Annotated in this window: 18 protein-coding genes; 4 read left to right on the forward strand and 14 right to left on the reverse strand. The window is 35.5% G+C overall.

The annotated features are described in order from the left end of the window. Positions 1 to 2382: a TonB-dependent receptor gene (locus tag FBT53_RS04330; RefSeq protein ID WP_136949935.1), complete on the reverse strand. Its 2382-nt coding sequence runs from the start codon at positions 2380 to 2382 to the stop codon at positions 1 to 3. Between the two features lie 197 nt (positions 2383 to 2579). Here FBT53_RS04330 and FBT53_RS04335 point away from each other — a divergent pair, with 197 nt between their 5' ends. The 4 genes from FBT53_RS04335 to FBT53_RS04350 all read left to right on the forward strand — a co-directional run bounded on the left by FBT53_RS04335 (position 2580) and on the right by FBT53_RS04350 (position 5485). After that, positions 2580 to 3122 carry an RNA polymerase sigma factor gene (locus FBT53_RS04335; RefSeq protein WP_240729759.1) on the forward strand — a complete coding sequence of 181 codons (543 nt, stop codon included), beginning with the start codon at positions 2580 to 2582 and terminating at the stop codon, positions 3120 to 3122. Beyond that, positions 3119 to 3661 carry a hypothetical protein gene (locus FBT53_RS04340; protein WP_136949936.1) on the forward strand — a complete coding sequence of 181 codons (543 nt, stop codon included), beginning with the start codon at positions 3119 to 3121 and terminating at the stop codon, positions 3659 to 3661. The genes FBT53_RS04335 and FBT53_RS04340 overlap by 4 nt, the downstream gene beginning before the upstream one ends. After that, positions 3618 to 4727, forward strand: a complete 1110-nt coding sequence (locus FBT53_RS04345) for a hypothetical protein (RefSeq protein ID WP_136949937.1) — start codon at positions 3618 to 3620, stop codon at positions 4725 to 4727. Before FBT53_RS04340 ends, FBT53_RS04345 begins: the two co-directional genes overlap by 44 nt. Before the next feature lie 68 nt (positions 4728 to 4795). Continuing rightward, positions 4796 to 5485 (forward strand): hypothetical protein, encoded by a 690-nt coding sequence (locus tag FBT53_RS04350; RefSeq protein WP_136949938.1) that lies wholly within the window; start codon positions 4796 to 4798, stop codon positions 5483 to 5485. 150 nt (positions 5486 to 5635) lie between these two features. On the opposite strand, the gene hisIE is transcribed toward FBT53_RS04350, so the two are convergent. The 13 genes from hisIE to FBT53_RS04415 all read right to left on the reverse strand — a co-directional run bounded on the left by hisIE (position 5636) and on the right by FBT53_RS04415 (position 20070). Then, positions 5636 to 6232 carry a bifunctional phosphoribosyl-AMP cyclohydrolase/phosphoribosyl-ATP diphosphatase HisIE gene (gene hisIE / locus FBT53_RS04355; protein ID WP_136949939.1) on the reverse strand — a complete coding sequence of 199 codons (597 nt, stop codon included), beginning with the start codon at positions 6230 to 6232 and terminating at the stop codon, positions 5636 to 5638. Positions 6233 to 6289: 57 nt separating this feature from the next. After that, on the reverse strand, positions 6290 to 7045 hold the full coding sequence (gene hisF, locus FBT53_RS04360) for an imidazole glycerol phosphate synthase subunit HisF (RefSeq protein WP_136949940.1): 756 nt from the start codon (positions 7043 to 7045) through the stop codon (positions 6290 to 6292). Positions 7046 to 7059: 14 nt separating this feature from the next. Then, positions 7060 to 7833, reverse strand: coding sequence for a HisA/HisF-related TIM barrel protein (locus tag FBT53_RS04365; protein ID WP_136949941.1), 774 nt, complete (start codon positions 7831 to 7833; stop codon positions 7060 to 7062). A gap of 42 nt (positions 7834 to 7875) precedes the next feature. Further along, positions 7876 to 8295: a GNAT family N-acetyltransferase gene (locus tag FBT53_RS04370; RefSeq protein ID WP_136949942.1), complete on the reverse strand. Its 420-nt coding sequence runs from the start codon at positions 8293 to 8295 to the stop codon at positions 7876 to 7878. Between the two features lie 2 nt (positions 8296 to 8297). After that, a complete protein-coding gene (hisH, locus tag FBT53_RS04375; RefSeq protein WP_136949943.1) occupies positions 8298 to 8876 on the reverse strand; it encodes an imidazole glycerol phosphate synthase subunit HisH in 579 nt (192 codons plus the stop codon). Further along, on the reverse strand, positions 8873 to 10009 hold the full coding sequence (gene hisB / locus FBT53_RS04380) for a bifunctional histidinol-phosphatase/imidazoleglycerol-phosphate dehydratase HisB (protein ID WP_136949944.1): 1137 nt from the start codon (positions 10007 to 10009) through the stop codon (positions 8873 to 8875). The genes hisH and hisB overlap by 4 nt, the downstream gene beginning before the upstream one ends. Continuing rightward, the gene (gene hisC / locus FBT53_RS04385) at positions 10010 to 11056 is read right to left on the reverse strand and encodes a histidinol-phosphate transaminase (RefSeq protein WP_136949945.1); all 1047 of its coding nucleotides are present in this window, start codon (positions 11054 to 11056) and stop codon (positions 10010 to 10012) included. It lies immediately after the preceding gene. Between the two features lie 2 nt (positions 11057 to 11058). Further along, positions 11059 to 12345, reverse strand: a complete 1287-nt coding sequence (hisD, locus tag FBT53_RS04390; protein ID WP_136949946.1) for a histidinol dehydrogenase — start codon at positions 12343 to 12345, stop codon at positions 11059 to 11061. A 1-nt stretch (position 12346) separates the two neighbouring features. Further along, entirely contained in the window at positions 12347 to 13201 is an 855-nt protein-coding gene (gene hisG / locus FBT53_RS04395) for an ATP phosphoribosyltransferase (protein ID WP_136949947.1), read from the reverse strand. 218 nt (positions 13202 to 13419) lie between these two features. Further along, entirely contained in the window at positions 13420 to 14232 is an 813-nt protein-coding gene (locus tag FBT53_RS04400; protein ID WP_136949948.1) for a prohibitin family protein, read from the reverse strand. Positions 14233 to 14247: 15 nt separating this feature from the next. Beyond that, a complete protein-coding gene (locus tag FBT53_RS04405) occupies positions 14248 to 16275 on the reverse strand; it encodes a vWA domain-containing protein (protein ID WP_136949949.1) in 2028 nt (675 codons plus the stop codon). A gap of 10 nt (positions 16276 to 16285) precedes the next feature. Beyond that, positions 16286 to 17032 (reverse strand): 3-oxoacyl-[acyl-carrier-protein] reductase, encoded by a 747-nt coding sequence (gene fabG / locus FBT53_RS04410; protein WP_136949950.1) that lies wholly within the window; start codon positions 17030 to 17032, stop codon positions 16286 to 16288. Positions 17033 to 17109: 77 nt separating this feature from the next. After that, complete coding sequence (locus FBT53_RS04415; protein WP_136949951.1) at positions 17110 to 20070, reverse strand: pitrilysin family protein; 2961 nt, start codon at positions 20068 to 20070, stop codon at positions 17110 to 17112. Positions 20071 to 20096 lie beyond the last annotated feature (26 nt).

Genomic DNA, 20096 nt, shown 5'->3' on the forward strand with positions numbered 1-20096 from the left:
TTAAAATTTAAAATTATAAGTAATAGAAGGTAATATGCCAAAAATGGCGGTTCTTGTGGCTTCATTGGCACCGGTCTCAAAGTTTTGCCCAAATGAAATACTGGCCGCATTTTTACGGTGATAGAGGTTGTAAATGCTTAAAACCCATTCTCCCCTAAATCGCTTATTTAAAGATTTTTTGGGCGTGTAAGTTATGGATGCATCCAAACGGTGATACGCGGGTAGACGGTCAGAATTTCTACTTGAATAACTTGCAATGGACACTCCCTCGTAACTATACTGCCCATTAGGGTAAGTCACTGGTCTACCAGTCTGAAAAACGAGGTTGGTTCCAAAACTCCAGCTATCGCTTAAACGGTACGCTCCAGAAATGGATATATCATGGGTTCTATCAAAAAAAGTAGGATACCAACTACCATTGGCGATTCCAGGTCCGCCAGCTGTATCACCTAGGGTACGTTGTTCAGATTTTGACAAGGTATAAGCTATCCAGCCCGTAAAATTTCCTGTGTTTTTGCGCAGTAAGAATTCTAGTCCATAGGCACGCATTTCTCCATTCAATATTTCGGTTTCAATGGTATTCTGGCCTATAAGGTCAGAACCATCTATATAATCAATCCTATTTGCTACTGATTTAAAATAACCTTCTACCTCTAAAGAATAGGTTTTATCCTCAAAATCATAAAAGTATCCCAGGGCGTATTGATTAGACAATTGGGGCTTTATAAAAGGGCCGCTTGGAGTCCATACATCCAAAGGCGTTACGGAAGAAGTATTAGACAAAAGATGAATATACTGGGCTGTTCTAGAAAATCCTGCCTTTACAGAACTATTGTCATTAATTAAATAGGCTAAAGATGCTCTAGGTTCTAAATTGCGAAAAGAAGTTATTACATCGCTCTTTTTATAAGCAGTTTCATCAATTACTTCTCCCCTCTCATAGATTTCTAAATCTGGATTATAAACTACTGGTTGGTCATTTTGATATGTTGAAATTGGTTGCCCTCCTAATCTAGAAAACCCACTAAAACGAAGTCCATATTCAGCAGTTAATCTATTGCTTAACTTATGCTCTGCATTTAAATAGATAGCACTTTCCAAAGCTCTTTTCCGATCTAAAGCAAAGGGGTTAATGGAAGATGTATTTGATGTTGGATTTATTTGACCAGGGTCAAACACATAGAGCAGACTGCTGGCCCCAAAACCCATAGTAAAACTATCCTTTAAGTAATATTTAAAATCATACTTAAGATTGTAGTTGTTTATGGAGGACATCCACTCAAACTCTTCAAAATCCAAATCTAAATCATAATCATATCTACTAACAATTGCAGAGAGATTAGAGAATAATTTATCATTAAAAATATGGTTCCACCTAAGATTACCAGAAGCATTACCATAACTACTGGCAAAGCTTTGTCCAATTTTAAAAGCATCTCTTCCAAAATAACCACTCAGGTAAATTCTATTGTTTGGATTTATACTGTAATTGGTTTTAAGGTTTAAATCATAAAACATTACGGAATTCTCTTCGCCTGCTGCTTTAAGAAAAAGATCTAGATAAGAGCGTCTGCCAGCAACCAAATAAGAACCCTTATTATTAAACATGGGTCCTTCTGCTGTTACCCTACTAGAAATTGCTCCAATACCACCCGTAAGTGCAAATTTTTTACTGTTCCCGTCTTTTTGTCTGATATCTAAAACAGAAGAAACTCTACCTCCAAAGCGAGCCGGTATTCCGCCTTTGTAGAGTTTTAAATCTTTAATAGCGTCTGCGTTAAAAACCGAAAAAAAACCAAACATATGAGAGGTATTGTAGATGATAGCCTCGTCTAACAATACTAAATTTTGGTCCTGAGCACCTCCTCTTACATGAAAACCCCCAGTTCCTTCTCCGTTGTTCGTAACCCCTGGTAGCATTTGTAATGATTTTAATATATCTACCTCTCCTAACACCACAGGCATTTTTTTAACGGTGTTAATATTCATCTTTAACACGCTCATTTCTGGTTTTCGAAGTAGTGCTTTCTCTGGTTCTTCTGCAGTTACAATTACCTCGTTCAATTCGGTAGATAGTTCGTCAAGTTCTATATCTTTTTTTGTGTCTGTTTGTAAGCTCAATTTTACAGTAATATCAGTAAAACCTATATAAGAAACGTTTAAATTGTAGTCGCCTTCTGGAGCGGAAATAGAATAAAAACCATATGTATTGGTAGTAGCACCAATGGTTGTACCCTCCAGAAAAACAGAAGCTCCATATAGCGTCTCTCCATTACTTTTATCTTTTATGATTCCGCTAATTGTATAATGAGTTTGTCCTAAGCCCCAGAATGATTGGAGTATTAATACAACCACAATCCATGGTATTTTTTTTGAATTCATTTTTTAATTTGTTTTTTGATGATTGAATGAAAATGTATACCACCAATAGACAATTCTAAAAAGACAAGGTTGCATTTCACACTAAAAAAAGTGGGATAACTTCGCTTCACTATAAAAAACTTTACACTTTTTTTACTTTAGGTGCAACCCTTAGTTAGTTCCTTTGTCTTTAGAGCAGAAAGTATCAACCAAAACCATTGAAAACGGACATTCGTTTTACGCATAAGTCATTAGTAGAACAGAGCAAAGCAGGCCATAGTAGTTCTCAATACGAACTCTATAGTTGCTATGTAGACGCCATGTATAATGTAAGTTTTAGGATTTTAGAAAATAAGGAAGATGCAGAAGATATAGTACAAGATAGCTTTATTGATGCTTTTAAACAATTACACTCCTTTAAATACCAAAGTAGTTTTGGAGCTTGGTTAAAAAGAATAGTAATTAATAAAAGTATTAATCATCTTAAAGTAAAAAAGGTAGACTTAGTCCCTATGGATGAGCATGAATTTCATCTAACCCAACCAACAGAGGCTATGTTACCAGATGTATTGGATATTACTAAAATAAAACGTGGCATTGCGTTATTACCAGATGGCTATAAGCAGGTTATTAATCTCTATTTGATAGAAGGATACGACCATCTGGAAATTGCGACAATTTTAGAAATAACGGAAAGCACTTCTAAATCCCAATACCACAGAGCTAAAAAGAAGTTAATGCAAATTGTAAGTGAATTATGATGGATGATTTTGAAAAATATATACGTAAGAATGCGGCAGCTTTTAATACTGAAAAAGCGAATAAAGATAAAATGTGGCTACATATTAATTCTGCCTTAAAAGATGATAAGCCTAAAGTTGTTCCACTTTATCAAAGGAAACTACTTTTAAAATTTGCAGCAAGTTTGGTTGTAATAATGGCTATTACATTGTTTTTTACTCAATTTAAATCAAGTGTAAATACTGGAGAACAACTGGTTTCAAAAGAACTGCTTGAAATAGACATGCATTACAAAAGCTTAGTGAATTACCAAGTAGCGTTGGTAAAGAATAATCCTAGACTAAGTATAAAAGATAAAAATGAATTTTTGTCTTTTATGGACGAATTGGATACGGAATACCTTGCACTCAAAAAAGAAATGGCAATCAATTTAGATAATGAACAGGTTTTAGAAGCCATTGTTGCCAACTACAAAAAACGTATTGAGCTTATTGAAAAGCTTTTAGAAAGACTTAATGAAACAAAAAATATTGAGCAAGATTATGGGTACACTTTATAAAACTTATCTAGTATTGCTCCTATTGCTTTTTGGGGGTAGCTTAATGGCACAAGAGTCACTTACGAAAACCATTCACAAGGAATTTAAGCTAGATACCAATGGAGAATTGCATGTAGAAAACAAATACGGTAATGTAAAAATTACGGGTTGGGAACAGTCTAAGGTTAAAGTAAATATTACAGTAAAAGTAAATCATAAAAAAGAAGAAAACGCAAAAGACCTTCTAAACCGCGTAAGACCAGAAATACGTTCAAATCAAAGTTTTGTCTCCATTACTTCCCTAATTACGAATAGAAATACGGGATGGTTTGCCGATTTCTTTAATAAAACAAACCCTATTGATACCGACCGTAGCAGAGTACAAATAGATTATGAAGTGTATGTACCCAAAGAGGCTAAACTGAATGTTAAAAACAAATTTGGAGATATTCTGATAGAAGATTGGAAGGGCGAATTAGAGACCAATCTGGAACATGGTGATTTATGGCTTGGAGAAACCATTAATAAAGCAAATATTCAGTTGAAATTCGGAAAAATAAGAGCAAAAAGCATAATAAGCGCTAGAATAGCATTAAAAAATGGCGAATTAAACATGGATGACGCCAAAAAACTGCAATTAACTACAGAGGGTAGTGAAATACAATTAAATGCTACGGAGACCCTTGAGCTATACTCCAATAAAGACGAAATACATTTAGAAGAAGTAACGCATCTTTTTGGGAGTCTCAAATTCTCTTCCATTAGAATAGAGCAATTGCAATCCGATATTGATACCGAGTTAAAAATTGTAGATTTTGTGATTGGGAAAGTAAATAGTCCTAATGCCACTATTACCTTAACTCAAGAATCCTCAGATATAGCCATTAAAACAACCAATTTTTCACATCGGTTTTTAGCTACTTTAGAACAAGGGGTAGTTAGACTGCCTAAAAGCTATGAAAATGTAGTTTCTAAAATACTTGACAAGGGTAAAAAACTTAGAAAAATAGAAGCTACTTATGGTAATAAGAAACAAGGTACCATCACTATTTCTGGTGTAAAAGGAATTGTAACCATTAACGATTAAAATAGAATACAGATGCAACCTTTTTAAACTTAGGTTGTCTTTAAAGCATATCAATCAAAATTAGAATTATGTTCAATCAAAAAACGACAGTATTATTTATATTTTTTATTAGTGTGTTATCACTACACGCGCAACAAACAAACAGTGACGAATACATCACCTTTAACGACCGTAACAATGTAGTTCATGGTGTTTATCTTGGCATTCCCTTGGCAATTGGTGAAATTGATGGTAAGGATACTTTTTTTGCTGGTCTAAAACTGGCGTATGTGGCTAACCGTAAATTAGAAATAGGTTTAGCAACGTACGGGTTTTATTCTCAACAGAACTTAACAGGAGAATTTTCAATAGATAATGAAGATTTAATTGGTGGTTATGTAGGGTTACATTTAGAACCTATACTTTTTGGTAAACGGACAATTAGCCTATCATTTCCACAATTTATTGGCGGAGGAGGCATTGGTTATGTAGATGGTGACACTTTTGAAAACGATGATAGTGATTTTGATAATGAAGATTTTGAAACTTCAGATTTTATTTTTGTTTACGAGCCAGGTGTAAGTTTATTATTTAATATTAATAGATATGTACAATTAGAAGCTACAGGCAAATACCGATTTTCTAGTAAAATTGAATTGGAACAACAAGCGCTAGACCGCATTAATGGATTCTCTGCAGGTTTGGGGATTAAAATAGGCATATTTAATATGGGTAAAAATCGCTATAAGAAGCAAATAGATGAGGATGCACAGAGATAATTTACCCAACAAAACAGCCATACCTGTTACAAAAGTATTTATTAAAAACAACATTGTTTTTACTTATAACGAAAGAAAAATACCTAAGCCATTTCAATTTACTTGGTCTACTTTAGAGGTATAGAAAAAGCCCCATTCCTGGGGCTTTCTTTAATGTCTTTCTATCAAAACCCTTTCAATATCTTTTAAGGTGTAACCCTTGGCTTGTAGTAAGATTAAATAATGAAAAAGTAAATCTGCACTTTCATTTAAAAACAATTCTTCATTATCGTCTTTGGCCTCAATTACGGTTTCTACCGCCTCTTCCCCTACTTTTTGAGCAATTTTATTAATTCCCTTTCTAAAAAGAGAAGCTACATAGCTTTTTTCATCCTCTTTATTTTCTTTTCGGGAAGCAATTACATTTTCTAACTCAGACAAAAAGCTAAAATTTGGTGTGTTTTCTTCGTCCCAACAGGTGTCTGTACCTGTATGGCAAGTAGGTCCAATTGGCTTCACTTGTACCAACAGGGTGTCCTTATCACAATCCACCTTCATAGAAACCAGTTCTAAAAAGTTGCCGCTTTCCTCTCCCTTGGTCCATAATCTATTTTTAGAACGACTAAAAAAAGTGACCTTACCTGTGTCTTGTGTTTTATCAAATGCTTCTTGGTTCATATACCCTAGCATTAACACATTTTTGGTGCGTGCATCTTGAATTATTGCGGGTACTAAACCGTTCTTATCTTTTGAAAAATCGATTTTCATTATGCTGTATTCTCTTGTTGTTTTTAAACTTTTTGAATTTGAACCGTATTTTGATAATCAAATACGTACTGGTATTCCTTCTTTTTCTAACTGTTGTTTTAAATCTGGAATGGCTATTTCTTTAAAGTGAAATACACTGGCCGCTAAAGCTGCATCTGCCTTGCCATTTTTAAAGGTATCTGTAAAATGAGAAACCGCTCCCGCACCACCAGAGGCGATGATAGGAATGTTTACCAGACTAGAGAGTTTTGCTAATTCCTCATCAGCAAAGCCATTTTTAGTACCGTCATGGTCCATGGAGGTAAACAGAATTTCGCCAGCGCCACGTAGTTCTACCTCTTTTGCCCAATCAAACAAATCCAATTCCGTAGGCACTTTGCCGCCTACCAAATGTACTTTCCAACCATCAGTAGTTTTACGGGCATCTATGGCCACTACTATGCATTGCGAACCAAATTTGGCTACCAATTCGTTAATCAAGTCCGGATTTTTAACCGCTGATGAATTGATAGAAACTTTATCCGCTCCATTTTTTAGTAAGATATCCACATCTTCCACGGAAGAAATTCCACCCCCCACAGTAAAGGGAATATTTAATTTTTCGGCAACATTGTAAACTAATTCGGCTAAGGTTTTACGTTTATGTTCAGTAGCAGAAATATCGAGAAAAACGAGTTCATCTGCACCCTCATCCGCATAACGCTGTGCTAATTCTACAGGGTCACCCGCATCACGTAAATCCACAAAATTTACGCCTTTTACGGTTCTTCCGTCTTTTATATCTAAACAGGGTATAATTCTTTTTGTGAGCATAATTTATATCGTTATTACAACGAAAGAATATATCCTTCCAATTGTTTTAAACTAATTCTATTTTCATAAATGGCTTTGCCAATAATTACTCCTTCACAGCCTATTTCATTTAATTTTGGAAGCTCATCAAAAGTAGAAATGCCACCACTGGCAATCAATTTTATTTGATGCTCAATATCTTGCACACCACTACCCGTAATTTCTGTTGTTACCGTTTTTGTTTTTTTTAATATTTTCTGATACAAATCAAATGCCGGCCCTTGCAACATGCCATCTTTAGAAATATCTGTGCAAATAACATAAGAAATGCCTTTTGCTTGATACGCTTTTATAAAGGGAACTAATTCTTGGTCCGATTCTTCTTGCCACCCAGAGACCGCAATTTTCTCATTATTGGCATCGGCACCAAGAATAATTTTGTCGCTACCGTGTTGTTTAATCCACCCTATAAAAGTGTCAGGGTCTTTAACAGCAATACTACCACCTGTAATTTGATTTGCACCACTTTCAAAGGCAATACGTAAATCTTCATCTGTTTTTAGTCCGCCTCCAAAATCTATTTTTAAATCAGTTTTTGTAGCAATTTGTTCTAATACCTTATGGTTTACAATATGCTTGGACTTAGCACCATCTAAATCTACCAAATGTAAGTATTGAATTCCGTGATCTTGAAACTCTTTAGCTACTTCTAGCGGATTCTCGTTGTATATTTTTTTGGTATCGTAATCGCCCTTAGACAAGCGAACACATTTACCGTCTATAATATCTATTGCTGGGATTATTCTCATTTCTTAGTTAATAGTTGTTAGTTGATAGTTGATAGTTCTTAGCTAATCTAATTTTGTCTTATCTATTGCCATCCATAATTCTGAATTGCCCACAGACTTAAAACCATATTTTTCATACAGTTTATGCGCATCTTTTGTTTTAAGACTAATAGTTAGTACATTTTTTAGGCAATCATCTTCTAAAATATGGGCAACTAGCCATTTGCCCAATCCTTTACCTTGATATCCATCAAATATGATAACGTCCATGATATAGGCAAAAACAACTTGGTCCGTTAGTACTCTAGCAAAACCTACCTGTTCCATTGCATCATTGTAAACACCAAAACAAATCGTGTTTTCAATGGTAGTTTTAGTTTGCTTTTCGGTTCTATATCCACCCCAATACGATGTTTTTATCGTTTTATGGATTTTATCGAATTGCAATAAATTCTTATCCTTGGAAATGGTGTAACCAATCATAACTAGAGACTCAGGAAGTTTTTAAGTATTTGAGCGCCATATTGGCCCGACTTTTCTGGGTGAAACTGCACCCCGTAAAAGTTGTCTTTTGCCAAAGCTGCTGCGTATTCTAATCCGTAGGTACAGGTAGCTATGGTTTCCTCACATTTTGGAGCATAAAAACTATGAACCAGATATATAAAATCGTTTTCCAAATTTTTAAACAAGGGCGATTGCAGGTTTTCAATCTTATTCCACCCAATCTGAGGCACTTTTACGTTAGAATTAAACTTAATTACCTCCACGTCAAATATGCCTAATCCCTTAGTATTTCCTTCTTCCGAAGCATTACACATAAGCTGCATACCCAAGCAGATACCCAAAACAGGTTGTTTTAGGGTTGGAATAACAGTGTCTAAACCGCTTTCTCTTAACTTACGCATAGCGGAACTTGCTTCCCCTACTCCAGGAAAAATAACTTTTTCTGCCTTACGGATAACTTCTGGGTCATTACTTAGCACAGCATTTACCCCCAAACGTTGAAAGGCAAATTTGATGCTTTGTATATTCCCAGCTCCATAATCTATAATTACCAAACTCATAACATTCCTTTTGTAGATGGTAAAATCATTTTTTCTTTGTCTTGTTTTACCGCCATTTTTATAGCCTTTGCCAACGCTTTAAAAATTGCCTCTATTTTGTGGTGCTCGTTGGTGCCTTCTGCCTTAATATTTAAATTGGCCTTTGCACCATCTGTAAACGATTTAAAGAAATGATGAAACATTTCTGTTGGCATATCTCCTACCTTTTCTCGTTTAAAATCTGCTTCCCAAACCAACCAATTTCTACCACCAAAGTCTATAGCTGCAGAAGCCAAACAATCGTCCATAGGCAAACAAAATCCGTAGCGTTCTATGCCCAACTTATTTCCTAGTGCTTTGTGGAAGACTTCGCCTAGGGCTATACCCGTATCTTCAATGGTATGGTGTTCATCTACCTCCAAATCGCCATTCACTTTTATGTCTAAGTCCATTTGACCATGGCGCGCAATTTGGTCTAACATATGGTCAAAAAACTTTAAACCCGTATCTATGTTAGCTTTACCAGTACCATCTAGATTTACTTTAATATGAATTTTGGTTTCCTTGGTTTCTCTTTTTATTTCGGCAACTCTATCTTGTACCTTTAAGAACTCATAAATAGCTTGCCAATCATTGCTTTCTAGAGCAATGTAGTCATCCAAATCTTTACGGTCTACTGTAATTTCGCCAGTACCCAAATTGGTGTTATCGTTGATAAAAATTCCCTTTGCACCTAAATTTTTTGCCAATTCCACATCGGTTAGCCTATCGCCTATTACAAACGAATTTTCCAAGTCGTACGCTTCAGAAAAATATTCCGTTAACATTCCAGTGCCTGGTTTACGCGTATCGGCATTTTCATGCGGAAAAGTTCTATCAATATAAACCGCATCAAAGTGTACGTCCTCATTTTCAAATGCCGTGATAATAAAGTTGTGCACGGGCCAAAATGTATCTTCAGGGAAAGCTTCGGTACCCAAACCATCTTGATTGGTAATCATGACCAAGGTATAGTCTAACTCTTTAGCAATTTTACCCAAATAGGTAAACGCTTTAGGATAGAAAATCATTTTTTCAAAGGCATCTATTTGCTCATCAACAGTTTCTTTGATGATGGTGCCATCACGGTCTATAAATAATACTTTTTTAGCCATTTAAAGGGCTTTAAGGGTTGAAATTAGTTTGTCGTTCTCTTCTTTCATACCAATGGTTAGTCGAAGCGTATTGTCACACAAGGGTTGTGTACTCCGGTTTCGTATTACGATTCCTTTTTCTAACAATTGGTTGTATCGCTTATTCGCATCATCTACTTTAATTAAAATGAAATTAGCGTCGCTATCATAAATTGTTTCGATGTACGGAATTGTAGCTATGGCTTCTGATAATCGCTTACGTTCTTGAAGTAAGGTTTGCACCTGCTCTTTTACCCTTTCATAATTCTCCAAAGCTTCAAATGCCTTTTGTTGCGTTAATTCATTTACATTATAGGGCGGTTTAATTTTCTTTAAAACCGCTATGATTTCTTCCGAAGCAAAACACAAGCCCAAACGAATACCCGCCATAGCAAAAGCTTTAGAAAGTGTCTGTGTTACAATAAGATTAGGGAAATCATTTAAACGAAAACTCCAACTACCATTTGTTGCAAAATCGATGTAGGCCTCGTCTACAACAACTAATCCAGGAAACTCAAACAGCAAGCGTTCTATCGCTTCAAAATCAAAACTATTCCCGGTTGGATTGTTTGGGGTGCACAGAAATAACAATTTGGTATTCTCATCTGTAGCAGCCAAAATTTCGTCCACATTGGGTTGAAACTTATCTGTTAGCAGTACTTCTCTATTCTCAATATTGTTGATGCCAGAAAGCACCTTGTACATACCGTACGTTGGTGGCAAGGTTATAATATTGTCTTTCCCTGGTTCACAGAACGCTCTAAAAATTAAATCGAGTACTTCATCGCTACCATTACCTACTAAAATCTGACTGGCCTCTACTTGTTTTACCTCAGAAATCAGTTGTTTTAAATTACGCTGGTGTGGATCTGGATATCGATTTAAACCATTTTCAAACGGATTTTCATTCGCATCTAAAAATACCATCTGTTCACCAGAAGAAACATACTCGTCTCTTGCAGACGAATACGGTTTTAACGCCTTAACGTTTTCACGAACCAACAGGTCCAAATTAAATAGTGTATTCATTCCTATTCCTCTAGAGCTTTAAGGCGCAAGGTAACCGCATTTTTGTGCGCTTGTAACCCTTCTGCTTCTGCCATTAATTCTATACTTTTTCCTAGTTTTTTAATCCCTTCCTCACTCAAACGTTGGAACGTCATGCTCTTGGTAAAACTATCTAGATTAACCCCACTATACTGCTTAGCATAACCGTTTGTTGGTAAGGTATGGTTGGTGCCAGAGGCATAATCTCCCGCACTTTCTGGTGTATAATTGCCTATAAACACAGAACCCGCGTTATAGGTGTTTTCTACATAAAAATCTTCATTTTCTACACAAACAATGTAGTGTTCTGGTGCATATTGGTTGATTATAGCCAACGCAGTTTCATCATTATCTACAATAATTAGCTTGCTATTATCGATTGCCTTCGCTGCAATTTCTTTTCTTGGTAAAACCGCCAATTGATTTTCCAATGCTACAGTAACCTTAGAGGCAAAGGCTTCTGATGTAGTTACCAAAACCACCTGACTATCCACCCCGTGTTCTGCCTGACTCAATAAATCTGAAGCTACAAAATCGGCATTTGCAGTATCATCTGCTACTACTAACAATTCGCTAGGGCCTGCAGGCATATCTATACTAACACCAAATTTAGTTGCCATTTGCTTGGCTGTGGTTACGTATTGGTTCCCAGGGCCAAATATTTTATATACTTGAGGTACGCTTTCCGTACCAAAGGTCATTGCACCAATAGCTTGTATACCACCAACCTTTACAATTTTGGTAACACCGCACAATTGAGCCGTAAATAAAATAGCAGGATGTAACTTTCCTTCCTTATTAGGAGGACTACACAATACAATCTCTTGGCAACCTGCAATTTTTGCAGGTAAGGCCAGCATTAAAATGGTAGAAAACAAAGGTGCTGTACCACCAGGAATGTAAAGACCAACTTTTTGTATAGCTCGTTTTTCTTGCCAACAATCTACACCTGGCATGGTAGTAACGGCTACCCGTTCTGTTTTTTGTACTTGGTGAAACACTTCAATATTAGCTTTAGCTACTTTTATCGCCTCTTGCAAATCTGTTGAGACTAAGGATACACCTTCTTTAATTTCTTCTTCAGAAACCAATAAGTTATCCAGATTGGCACCATCAAATTTTTGAGTGTACGCCTTTAAGGCTTTATCTCCTTGGTCTTGAACCGCATCAAAAACCTCTTTTACAATGGGCTCTAAAGCTTCATAAGATTGTGTAGGTCTTCCTAAAATGGAAGCCCATTCACTTTTAAGCGGATTTGTATAACTTTTCATTTTAAAGCACCATTTTTTCTATAGGACAAACTAAAATACCTTCTGCCCCAGCTTGTTTTAATTCGTCTATTACTTCCCAAAAAGTATCTTTATTAATTACGGTGTGTACAGAGCTCCAACCCTCTTCTGCCAAAGGTAAAACCGTAGGGCTACGCATACCTGGTAAGATGGTAAGTATTGTATCTAAACTATCGTTAGGCACATTCATTAAAACGTACTTGCTCTGCCTTGCTTTTAAAACGGATTGTATACGGAATAATAACTTATCCAGAATTACCTTTCGTTCGTTATCAATCTTTGGGGAAACCGCTAAAACCGCTTCACTCTTTAGCAAAACTTCAACTTCTTTAAGATTATTCTTGAACAAGGTGCTACCACTAGAAACGATATCACAAATAGCGTCTGCAAGACCAATATTTGGTGCAATTTCTACAGAACCATTGATCAAATGAATATCTGCTTTTACGCCATTTTGTTCTAGAAATTTGTTTACGGTGTTTGGGTAGGAGGTGGCAATACGTTTACCTTCAAAATCTTTAAACGAAGTGTACTGTTTCCCTTTAGGAATGGCCATACTTACCTTGCATTTAGAAAAACCGAGTTTTTCTGCAACAGTAATACCTTCTCCTTTTTCAAATAGTACATTTTCACCAATAATTGCAATATCTACCACACCATCTTTAAGGTACTGTGGAATATCTCCGTTACGCAGGTAAAAAACTTCCATAGGAAAATTACGGGCAGAGGCCTTTAATTGGTCTTTACCATTATCTATGGATACGCCGCAATTCTTTAAGATATCTAGAGAATCTTCATTTAAACGGCCGCTTTTTTGAATAGCAATTCTTAGTTTCATTTTAAGTTTACGTGTTTCGCTTTACGCTTGTTTTACTTTTCTTTTTCAGTTATAGACATAAAAAAACCCGTTTGAATGCTCAAACGGGTTTTTATTATTTTGATATACACAAAATACAGTTACCTCGCTTGAGCGATTGTAAAAGTATGATGATGTACATGGTTTCTTTTCATAATGCTTCAAAAGTAAAACGAAAATCTTTTACAAAAAAGAAAATTTTAGTTATTTCCTAAAATTAATGGTAACCCATCATCTCCAGAACCTACCACAACCACTTTAGAATTTGGACTTTTGGCCAATTCTAACGTAGCTTCTATTCCTTTGTCCTGTAGAATTTTATCTGTTAAAGAAGCACTTAAAATTTTATTGGCGTCTGCTTTACCCTGCGCTTCTATACGTACTTTTTCTGCTTCTTTTTGAGCTGTTACCAATCTAAATTCGTATTCTAACGACTCTTGTTCTTGCTTTAGTTTGCGCTCAATTGCCTCTTTTATTGTTGGTGGCAAGGTTACATCTCTAATTAAGATGCTATTGAGTTGAATAAATTGAGATTGAACAATGCTTTTTGTCTCTTCAAAAATCTCATTCTGAATGGCATCTCTTTTACTAGAATACAACTGTTCTGGCGTGTACCTGCCTACTACACTACGCGCCGCACTTCTTACGGCAGGCTTTAGTACTCTAACTAAGTAATCTTGACCTTTTTCTTTGTGCAATCTTCCCAAATTTTCATACTCTGGTTGATATAAAACTGATGCGTCTAGTTTAATATCTAGACCATTAGAAGAAAGCACAGACATAGTTTCTGGTTCCTCTTGCTGCCTTACCTCGTACTCAATCACAGAATTCCAAGGAGCTACAAAATGTAGACCTTCACCTAACGGAGGTTTGTTTGGGTCTACCCCACTCCCTAATGTGTATAAAACACCGGCATGTCCGGAATCTATGGTTATTGCTGCTTTAGAAATTAGAATAAATAGAATAATTATTCCAACAACGACTGGTATCCCAATCTTAGGTAATCTGTCCATGGTATATAGTTTAATTTATAGTAATCCGTGATATTTTCTAATAAACCACTCTACAGCTAAACTAAGAGCTAAGAGGCCTAATAGCCATTGAAAATCTATTAAAGGTACCATATTTTTACGGCTTTTTTGTATAGGCGTAAATTGGTTTTCTGTAAGTAATAGCTGCTTAAGTTCTTGCAATTGATTGGGATAAAAAAGCTTTCCCTTGGTATTCGATGCCAATTGCTCTAATTTTTTATAATCCGCAGAAAGTAGTTGCCCTTCTAAATCGAAATCTAAAATCCTGAACATACCACTTTTAGAAATGCGTTCCTCTTGTTCTGTAACAGTAAAAACAAATTCGCCCTGAGGCAAATGACTCAAATCTACCTCATATTGTCCATTAGAGACAATCATTGGCAAAGATTGTTCAAAATCAACATCTTTTCCTGAAACTTTAATGGTAAGATTCTTAGTTGTTGTTAATTTAAAACTATTATCATAAAATGTAGCATATAGCTTTGCAGTAGCGGCATTTGTATAGGTGTTATCATATGTGAGTTGCAATCTACCTTTTGCTTTATCATTTGCCAGATAAAATATAAGCTTCCCTATAAACTGGTCAAAATTGTCAAAGTTTTGAGTGTTTCTAAAGCTTTGCATTCGCCATTTCCATAGATCATTCCCCATTAAAACTGCAGTTTTCTGTGGTTCTTTCATTGCAAAAAACAACGGTTCGTTTAAATTCACTCCACGGATACTTTGCGTGCTAATTAAATCATATTCTTTTGTGATTTCTACCTCTCCAAGATTACCAGCAAGTGGCGGATAATCTTCTAAAGTAAATGCTGCACTATCAAAAAGGGAAAAACCTGCATTTTTAACTGGTAACAGTTCTTCTGTTTGATTTAAATCTTCCTTAGTAAATCCTAATTCTAGTTCATTAATAAAACTCCAATCTGTTTTAGGTCCCAAAATAAAAAAACTGCTCAGACCTCTATTTTTAATTTGGTTAATTACTGGCAACTGGGTTCTTGTAGGATTAAAAAGAACCAAAAGACTCATATCTTCTAATTCCTCTGCAGTGGGAGTAGCACCTAGCAATTGTACATCTCTTTGTTCATTACTTGATATTGATTTTGTGAGAGCTCCAATATCTGGGTGTTTATAATTGGATACAATTCCTATTTTAGTCCGTTCATCTATGACTTCTACATAGGAAGTTTTATGATTATTTATGGTGTTTTTTTCATTCTCTAGAGCTGCAACGGAAATGGTAATAGGTTTAATTCCGACAGATTTTGCTTCAATAAGTGTAGAAAGTTTTTTGGTGTTCTGCTGATTATTTAGGGTGATGCGTTCTTGATACACTTTGCTGCCATTTACAGATATACTTGCTGTAGCATTAATGGTTGAGCTCCCAGAATATACTATTGTTGTTTCAACTGGAAATTTATTACCTAAAAAAGCAAATTTATTGCTATTGATATTTGCAATTCTTACATCTGTATAGGTCGTTGTATCCCCTACTACCACAGGAAATATTTTAAAATTATCCGAAAAGGTTTCAAATTGGTAATCGCTACCAACATTTTGATTTCCATCGGTAAATAAAACAACGGCACTTTGTGTACCTGTATAGGCTTGGTGAAGCTCTTTTAATCCTTCTTGTAAATTGGTTTGGGTCGCCGTAAAAGCTAAACTATCCCTAATATCTAATCCATCGGCAATGGTAAATTGATGTGTTGAAAAACGTTCGGATAGCTTTGAATCTTCAGAAATAAATTGGGTGCCCAGTAATACATCATTAGCTCCTGACAATTTTACAATGGAACCGCTATTATCTGTAAGTACCAGTAAATTTGCTTTTTCTATGCTTGTTGTTCTTTTGCTGTACTTGGGGTTAACTAACAATACGAACAAAATGAGGAGAGATATAAAACGCAAAGCGGCCAAAAAGATATTTACTTTAGACCGCTTTGTTTTATAGTAATATTGAAATACCGAAATTGCAAAAGCCACTAAAATGGCTGAAATTAAAAGCAATACGGTATAATTATTCATTAAAAAAAAATTAGGTTAGCATACCACCGTCTACGTTCAACACTTGCCCAGTAACATATGCAGATAAGTCCGAAGCAAAAAACAAACAAGCATTAGCTACATCTTCTGGAGCCCCTCCTCTTTTTAAAGGAATACCATCTCTCCATCCTTGCACCGTTTTTTCATCTAACTTTTCCGTCATTTCGGTTTCTATAAAACCTGGAGCAATGGCATTACAACGAATGTTTCTAGAACCCAATTCTAACGCCACAGATTTAGTAAAACCAATCATTCCTGCTTTAGAAGCCGCATAGTTGGTTTGGCCTGCATTTCCTTTTACCCCAACAACGCTACTCATGTTTATAATAGAACCTTTACGCTGTTTTAAAAAAGTACGTTGTACCGCTTTTGTCATGTTAAAAACAGATTTAAGGTTTACTTCTATCACCTTGTCAAAATCATCTTCTCCCATACGCATTAACAAGTTGTCTTTGGTAATACCCGCATTGTTAATCAGAACATCTAAACCTCCAAAATCTGCTAATACATCTGCTACTAGCTTTTCTGCCTCAGTAAAATCTGCCGCATTACTCTTATAAGCTTTTGCTTTAACCCCTAAAGCGGTTAATTCTTTTTCTAGTTCCAAAGCTGGGGCTTCGCTAGAACTATACGTAAAGGCAACATTAGCTCCATGCTTAGCAAAAACTTCTGCAATACCCTTACCAATGCCTCTACTGGCACCAGTAATAATTACATTTTTATCTTGAAGTAATTTCATCTTAATTGTTTAATAGTTGGAGCGCAAATATATCAAATTAAAAACCCTGTTGAAAAACAGGGCCTTTAAATAAGTTCTTAATCTTTTATTGGTGGTGGTGTTTCATAATTAAACAGATAATCTACATCCAATTCTTTTACTTTACCTAGTTTTTCTAATGCTTTAACATCCAAGTCGTTCTTATTCCCAACAACAAGTAAAGTATAATCTGTTTCTGCAATGTTGTCTGTAAAGAAAGTTGCCAAATCATTAAGTTCCATTTGTGCTACTTCGTCATAAATAGCTTTTGCGTTATTTTCTCTAATACCACGCTTCTTTAAAGACTCATAATTCCAAAAAATATCTTTGTCTAATACTCTTTCTGCAGCCATTTTATTTAAAGTGGCTTCTTTAGCAGCGTCAAAATTGGCTTGCACTTCTGGCATTTCTGTCATTAAATCTAACATAGCATCTACTGCCTGGTTTAATTTATTTGCCTGAGTACCAATGTATGCGTAAGTATAGTTAGGTTCTCCTTTTTTAGACGCTAAACTGTGCGCAGAAAAAGCAGCGTATGCAAGGGATTGAGATTCTCTTATTTCTTGAAAAACAATAGAGGATAATCCAGAACCAAAATATGAATTAAACACTTGTGCCTTTGCCATCTGGTTGGCATCAAAAGTGTTTCCTTTTCCTAAGAACACCATTTCTGCCTGGACCATATCATAATTGGTAAAGAAAACATTATCTCCTGTGTCTTGTTTACTATACTCTTTTTTAGCAGGATAGGGTTTTAAATCTGTAATCTTATGGTATGCAGCAATGGCCGTTTTAGCTTCCTCTATATCTTTGCCATAATAAAAGAACCGATGCTTGTATTCTTTTAAGCCTTTTATAAGGTCTACTAATGTCTGAGGTTGCATTTGCTTTAACTCATTTATGGTATAGATATCTCTGGTTGGGGAATTCTCTCCGTATTGACCATAACTAAATAAGCCATTCCAAAGAATTGCCCCTTTATTAGCCTTGGTTTCTTCTCTACTTTTAGCAATTTTTAAAACATATTTATCATATGCTTCTTGGTTGGGTACTGCATTAGCCCATAAATCTTCTAAAAGTCGTAAGCCTTCACTTAAATTTTCTCTTAGGCCGCTTAAATAGATTACCGTTTGCTCACCCCTTGTGCGTACGCCATAATCTACGCCAAGTTTATAAAATTCCTTACTAATATCTTCTGCAGACATTTGGTCTGTTCCTAAATATTCTAAATAGTTAAGTGCGATAGGTAATTGTTTATTATGTTCACTACCCATATCAAAAATGAGATTTAGTTCCATTAAATCGTTCCTTTCATTGGCGACATACGAAAGCGGCACGTTGTTTACTTCACTATTGGTTATTGCTTTTTCATAATCGATGAAAACTGGCTCTAATTTTGGCATTTGTACACTATCTAATTGTACAAAGAAATCTGACTTTTTATCACGATTTAATTCAACAGGAGTAATGCCTGGATTTTCTACCTTAACTACATTAGAAGGTTCACCTTGTCTTTTATAAACCACTACATAATTGTCTTTATAAAATTCATTAGCAAAAGCAACGAGTTCTTCTTTAGATACCTTTTTCATTTTATCTAAAAGTGCTACCCTATCCTTCCAATCTTGAAAATGAACAAAAGATTCAACCAAATCATAAGCTACATTAGAAGCGTCTTCATAGTTTTTCATTTTCTGCAATTTTAAATCGTTCACCACTGCATTTGTCAGCCAATCATCAAAATTTCCTTTTTTGACCTCTTCTATCTGGCCTAATAGTAAATCCTTAACTTCTTCTAAAGTTTGACCAGACTTTGGACTGCCATAAAAGACATGCATTCCATAATCATTCAAAAATTGCGTATAACTACCAGATTGTTGTACTTTTTGAGCCTTGTTTAAATTCAAATCGATTAAACCCGCGGTAGAATTGCTCAAAATCATATCTATTATCTTAATTTTGATTTCATCCTCTGTACCCATTGCAGGAGTTCTAAATGCTATGTTTAAACGTTCGGTTTCAGGTCCAAAAACTTCGCGCTCTACAACAGTGGTTAATGGGTCTTCCGTTGGTCTTTCTGGATGGGTTACTTCTTTATATTCCATTTTACCAAAAGTCTCATTAACCATTTGTATGGTTTTTTCAAAATCCAAATCGCCCACCAATATCACAGCCATATTATTAGGCACATAGTACTTGTTATAATAGTCACGAATTGCGACCATTGAAGGATTTTTTAAATGTTCTGAAGTACCTATGGTAGTCTGTTGGCCGTAAGGGTGCTTTGGAAAAAGTGCATCGTTCATTGCATAGCTAGCTCTTCTAAAATCATTATCCTGACTACGGTTAAACTCCTCATAAACAGCCTCTAATTCGGTATGAAAAATTCTAAGAACTAACTCGCCAAAACGCTCGCTTTCTAAGGTTAACCATTTTTCTAGTGCATTAGAGGGAATTTTGTTGGTATAGACTGTTTCTTCATGCCATGTCCATGCATTGGTTCCTTGCGCTCCGTAAGAGGCTACCATTTTATCATACTCATTCGCTATAGACACGGTAGAAGCTTCATAAGAGACTTGGTCTATTTGCTTATAAATTTCCTTTTTCTTTTCTTCATCACTTTCTGCTTTGTGCAATTCGTATAAGTTAGAAATAGAATCTAAAAGTATTTTCTCCGTTTCCCAATCCGACGTACCAAATTTAGAAGTTCCTTTAAACATCATATGCTCTAAGTAATGAGCTAGACCTGTATTATCTTTTGGGTCATATACAGAACCGGCCCTTACTGGTACAAAGGTTTGTATTTTTGGTTCAGCAGTATTTTTGCTTAAGTAAACCGTAAGACCATTTTCTAGTTTATAGATACGAGTTCCTGTAGGGTCATTACTAACAGTAGTGTACGTAAACCCATTAATATCTGTTTGCTGAACTTCCGCAAACCCCTGTTTATCAATGTTTTTTTTGCAAGATTGAAATACCAATAGAAGGACTAGCATTCCGAAGAAGAAGGTTTTTTTCATAATAGTGATGTAATGATTGATATAAA

Origin of the sequence: Flavobacterium sp. ASW18X (assembly GCF_005144745.1) — a bacterium.
Taxonomy (GTDB): Bacteria; Bacteroidota; Bacteroidia; order Flavobacteriales; family Flavobacteriaceae; genus Croceivirga.

Bases quoted from the DNA above. Each gene is read 5' to 3' on its own strand.
- FBT53_RS04330 (WP_136949935.1), bottom strand. From the start codon at position 2,382: ATGAATTCAAAAAAAATACCATGGATTGTGGTTGTATTAATACTCCAA.
- FBT53_RS04340 (WP_136949936.1), top strand. From the start codon at position 3,119: ATGATGGATGATTTTGAAAAATATATACGTAAGAATGCGGCAGCTTTT.
- FBT53_RS04345 (WP_136949937.1), top strand. From the start codon at position 3,618: ATGAAACAAAAAATATTGAGCAAGATTATGGGTACACTTTATAAAACT.
- FBT53_RS04350 (WP_136949938.1), top strand. From the start codon at position 4,796: ATGTTCAATCAAAAAACGACAGTATTATTTATATTTTTTATTAGTGTG.
- hisIE (WP_136949939.1), bottom strand. From the start codon at position 6,232: ATGAAAATCGATTTTTCAAAAGATAAGAACGGTTTAGTACCCGCAATA.
- hisF (WP_136949940.1), bottom strand. From the start codon at position 7,045: ATGCTCACAAAAAGAATTATACCCTGTTTAGATATAAAAGACGGAAGA.
- FBT53_RS04365 (WP_136949941.1), bottom strand. From the start codon at position 7,833: ATGAGAATAATCCCAGCAATAGATATTATAGACGGTAAATGTGTTCGC.
- FBT53_RS04370 (WP_136949942.1), bottom strand. From the start codon at position 8,295: ATGATTGGTTACACCATTTCCAAGGATAAGAATTTATTGCAATTCGAT.
- hisH (WP_136949943.1), bottom strand. From the start codon at position 8,876: ATGAGTTTGGTAATTATAGATTATGGAGCTGGGAATATACAAAGCATC.
- hisB (WP_136949944.1), bottom strand. From the start codon at position 10,009: ATGGCTAAAAAAGTATTATTTATAGACCGTGATGGCACCATCATCAAA.
- hisC (WP_136949945.1), bottom strand. From the start codon at position 11,056: ATGAATACACTATTTAATTTGGACCTGTTGGTTCGTGAAAACGTTAAG.
- hisD (WP_136949946.1), bottom strand. From the start codon at position 12,345: ATGAAAAGTTATACAAATCCGCTTAAAAGTGAATGGGCTTCCATTTTA.
- hisG (WP_136949947.1), bottom strand. From the start codon at position 13,201: ATGAAACTAAGAATTGCTATTCAAAAAAGCGGCCGTTTAAATGAAGAT.
- FBT53_RS04400 (WP_136949948.1), bottom strand. From the start codon at position 14,232: ATGGACAGATTACCTAAGATTGGGATACCAGTCGTTGTTGGAATAATT.
- FBT53_RS04405 (WP_136949949.1), bottom strand. From the start codon at position 16,275: ATGAATAATTATACCGTATTGCTTTTAATTTCAGCCATTTTAGTGGCT.
- fabG (WP_136949950.1), bottom strand. From the start codon at position 17,032: ATGAAATTACTTCAAGATAAAAATGTAATTATTACTGGTGCCAGTAGA.
- FBT53_RS04415 (WP_136949951.1), bottom strand. From the start codon at position 20,070: ATGAAAAAAACCTTCTTCTTCGGAATGCTAGTCCTTCTATTGGTATTT.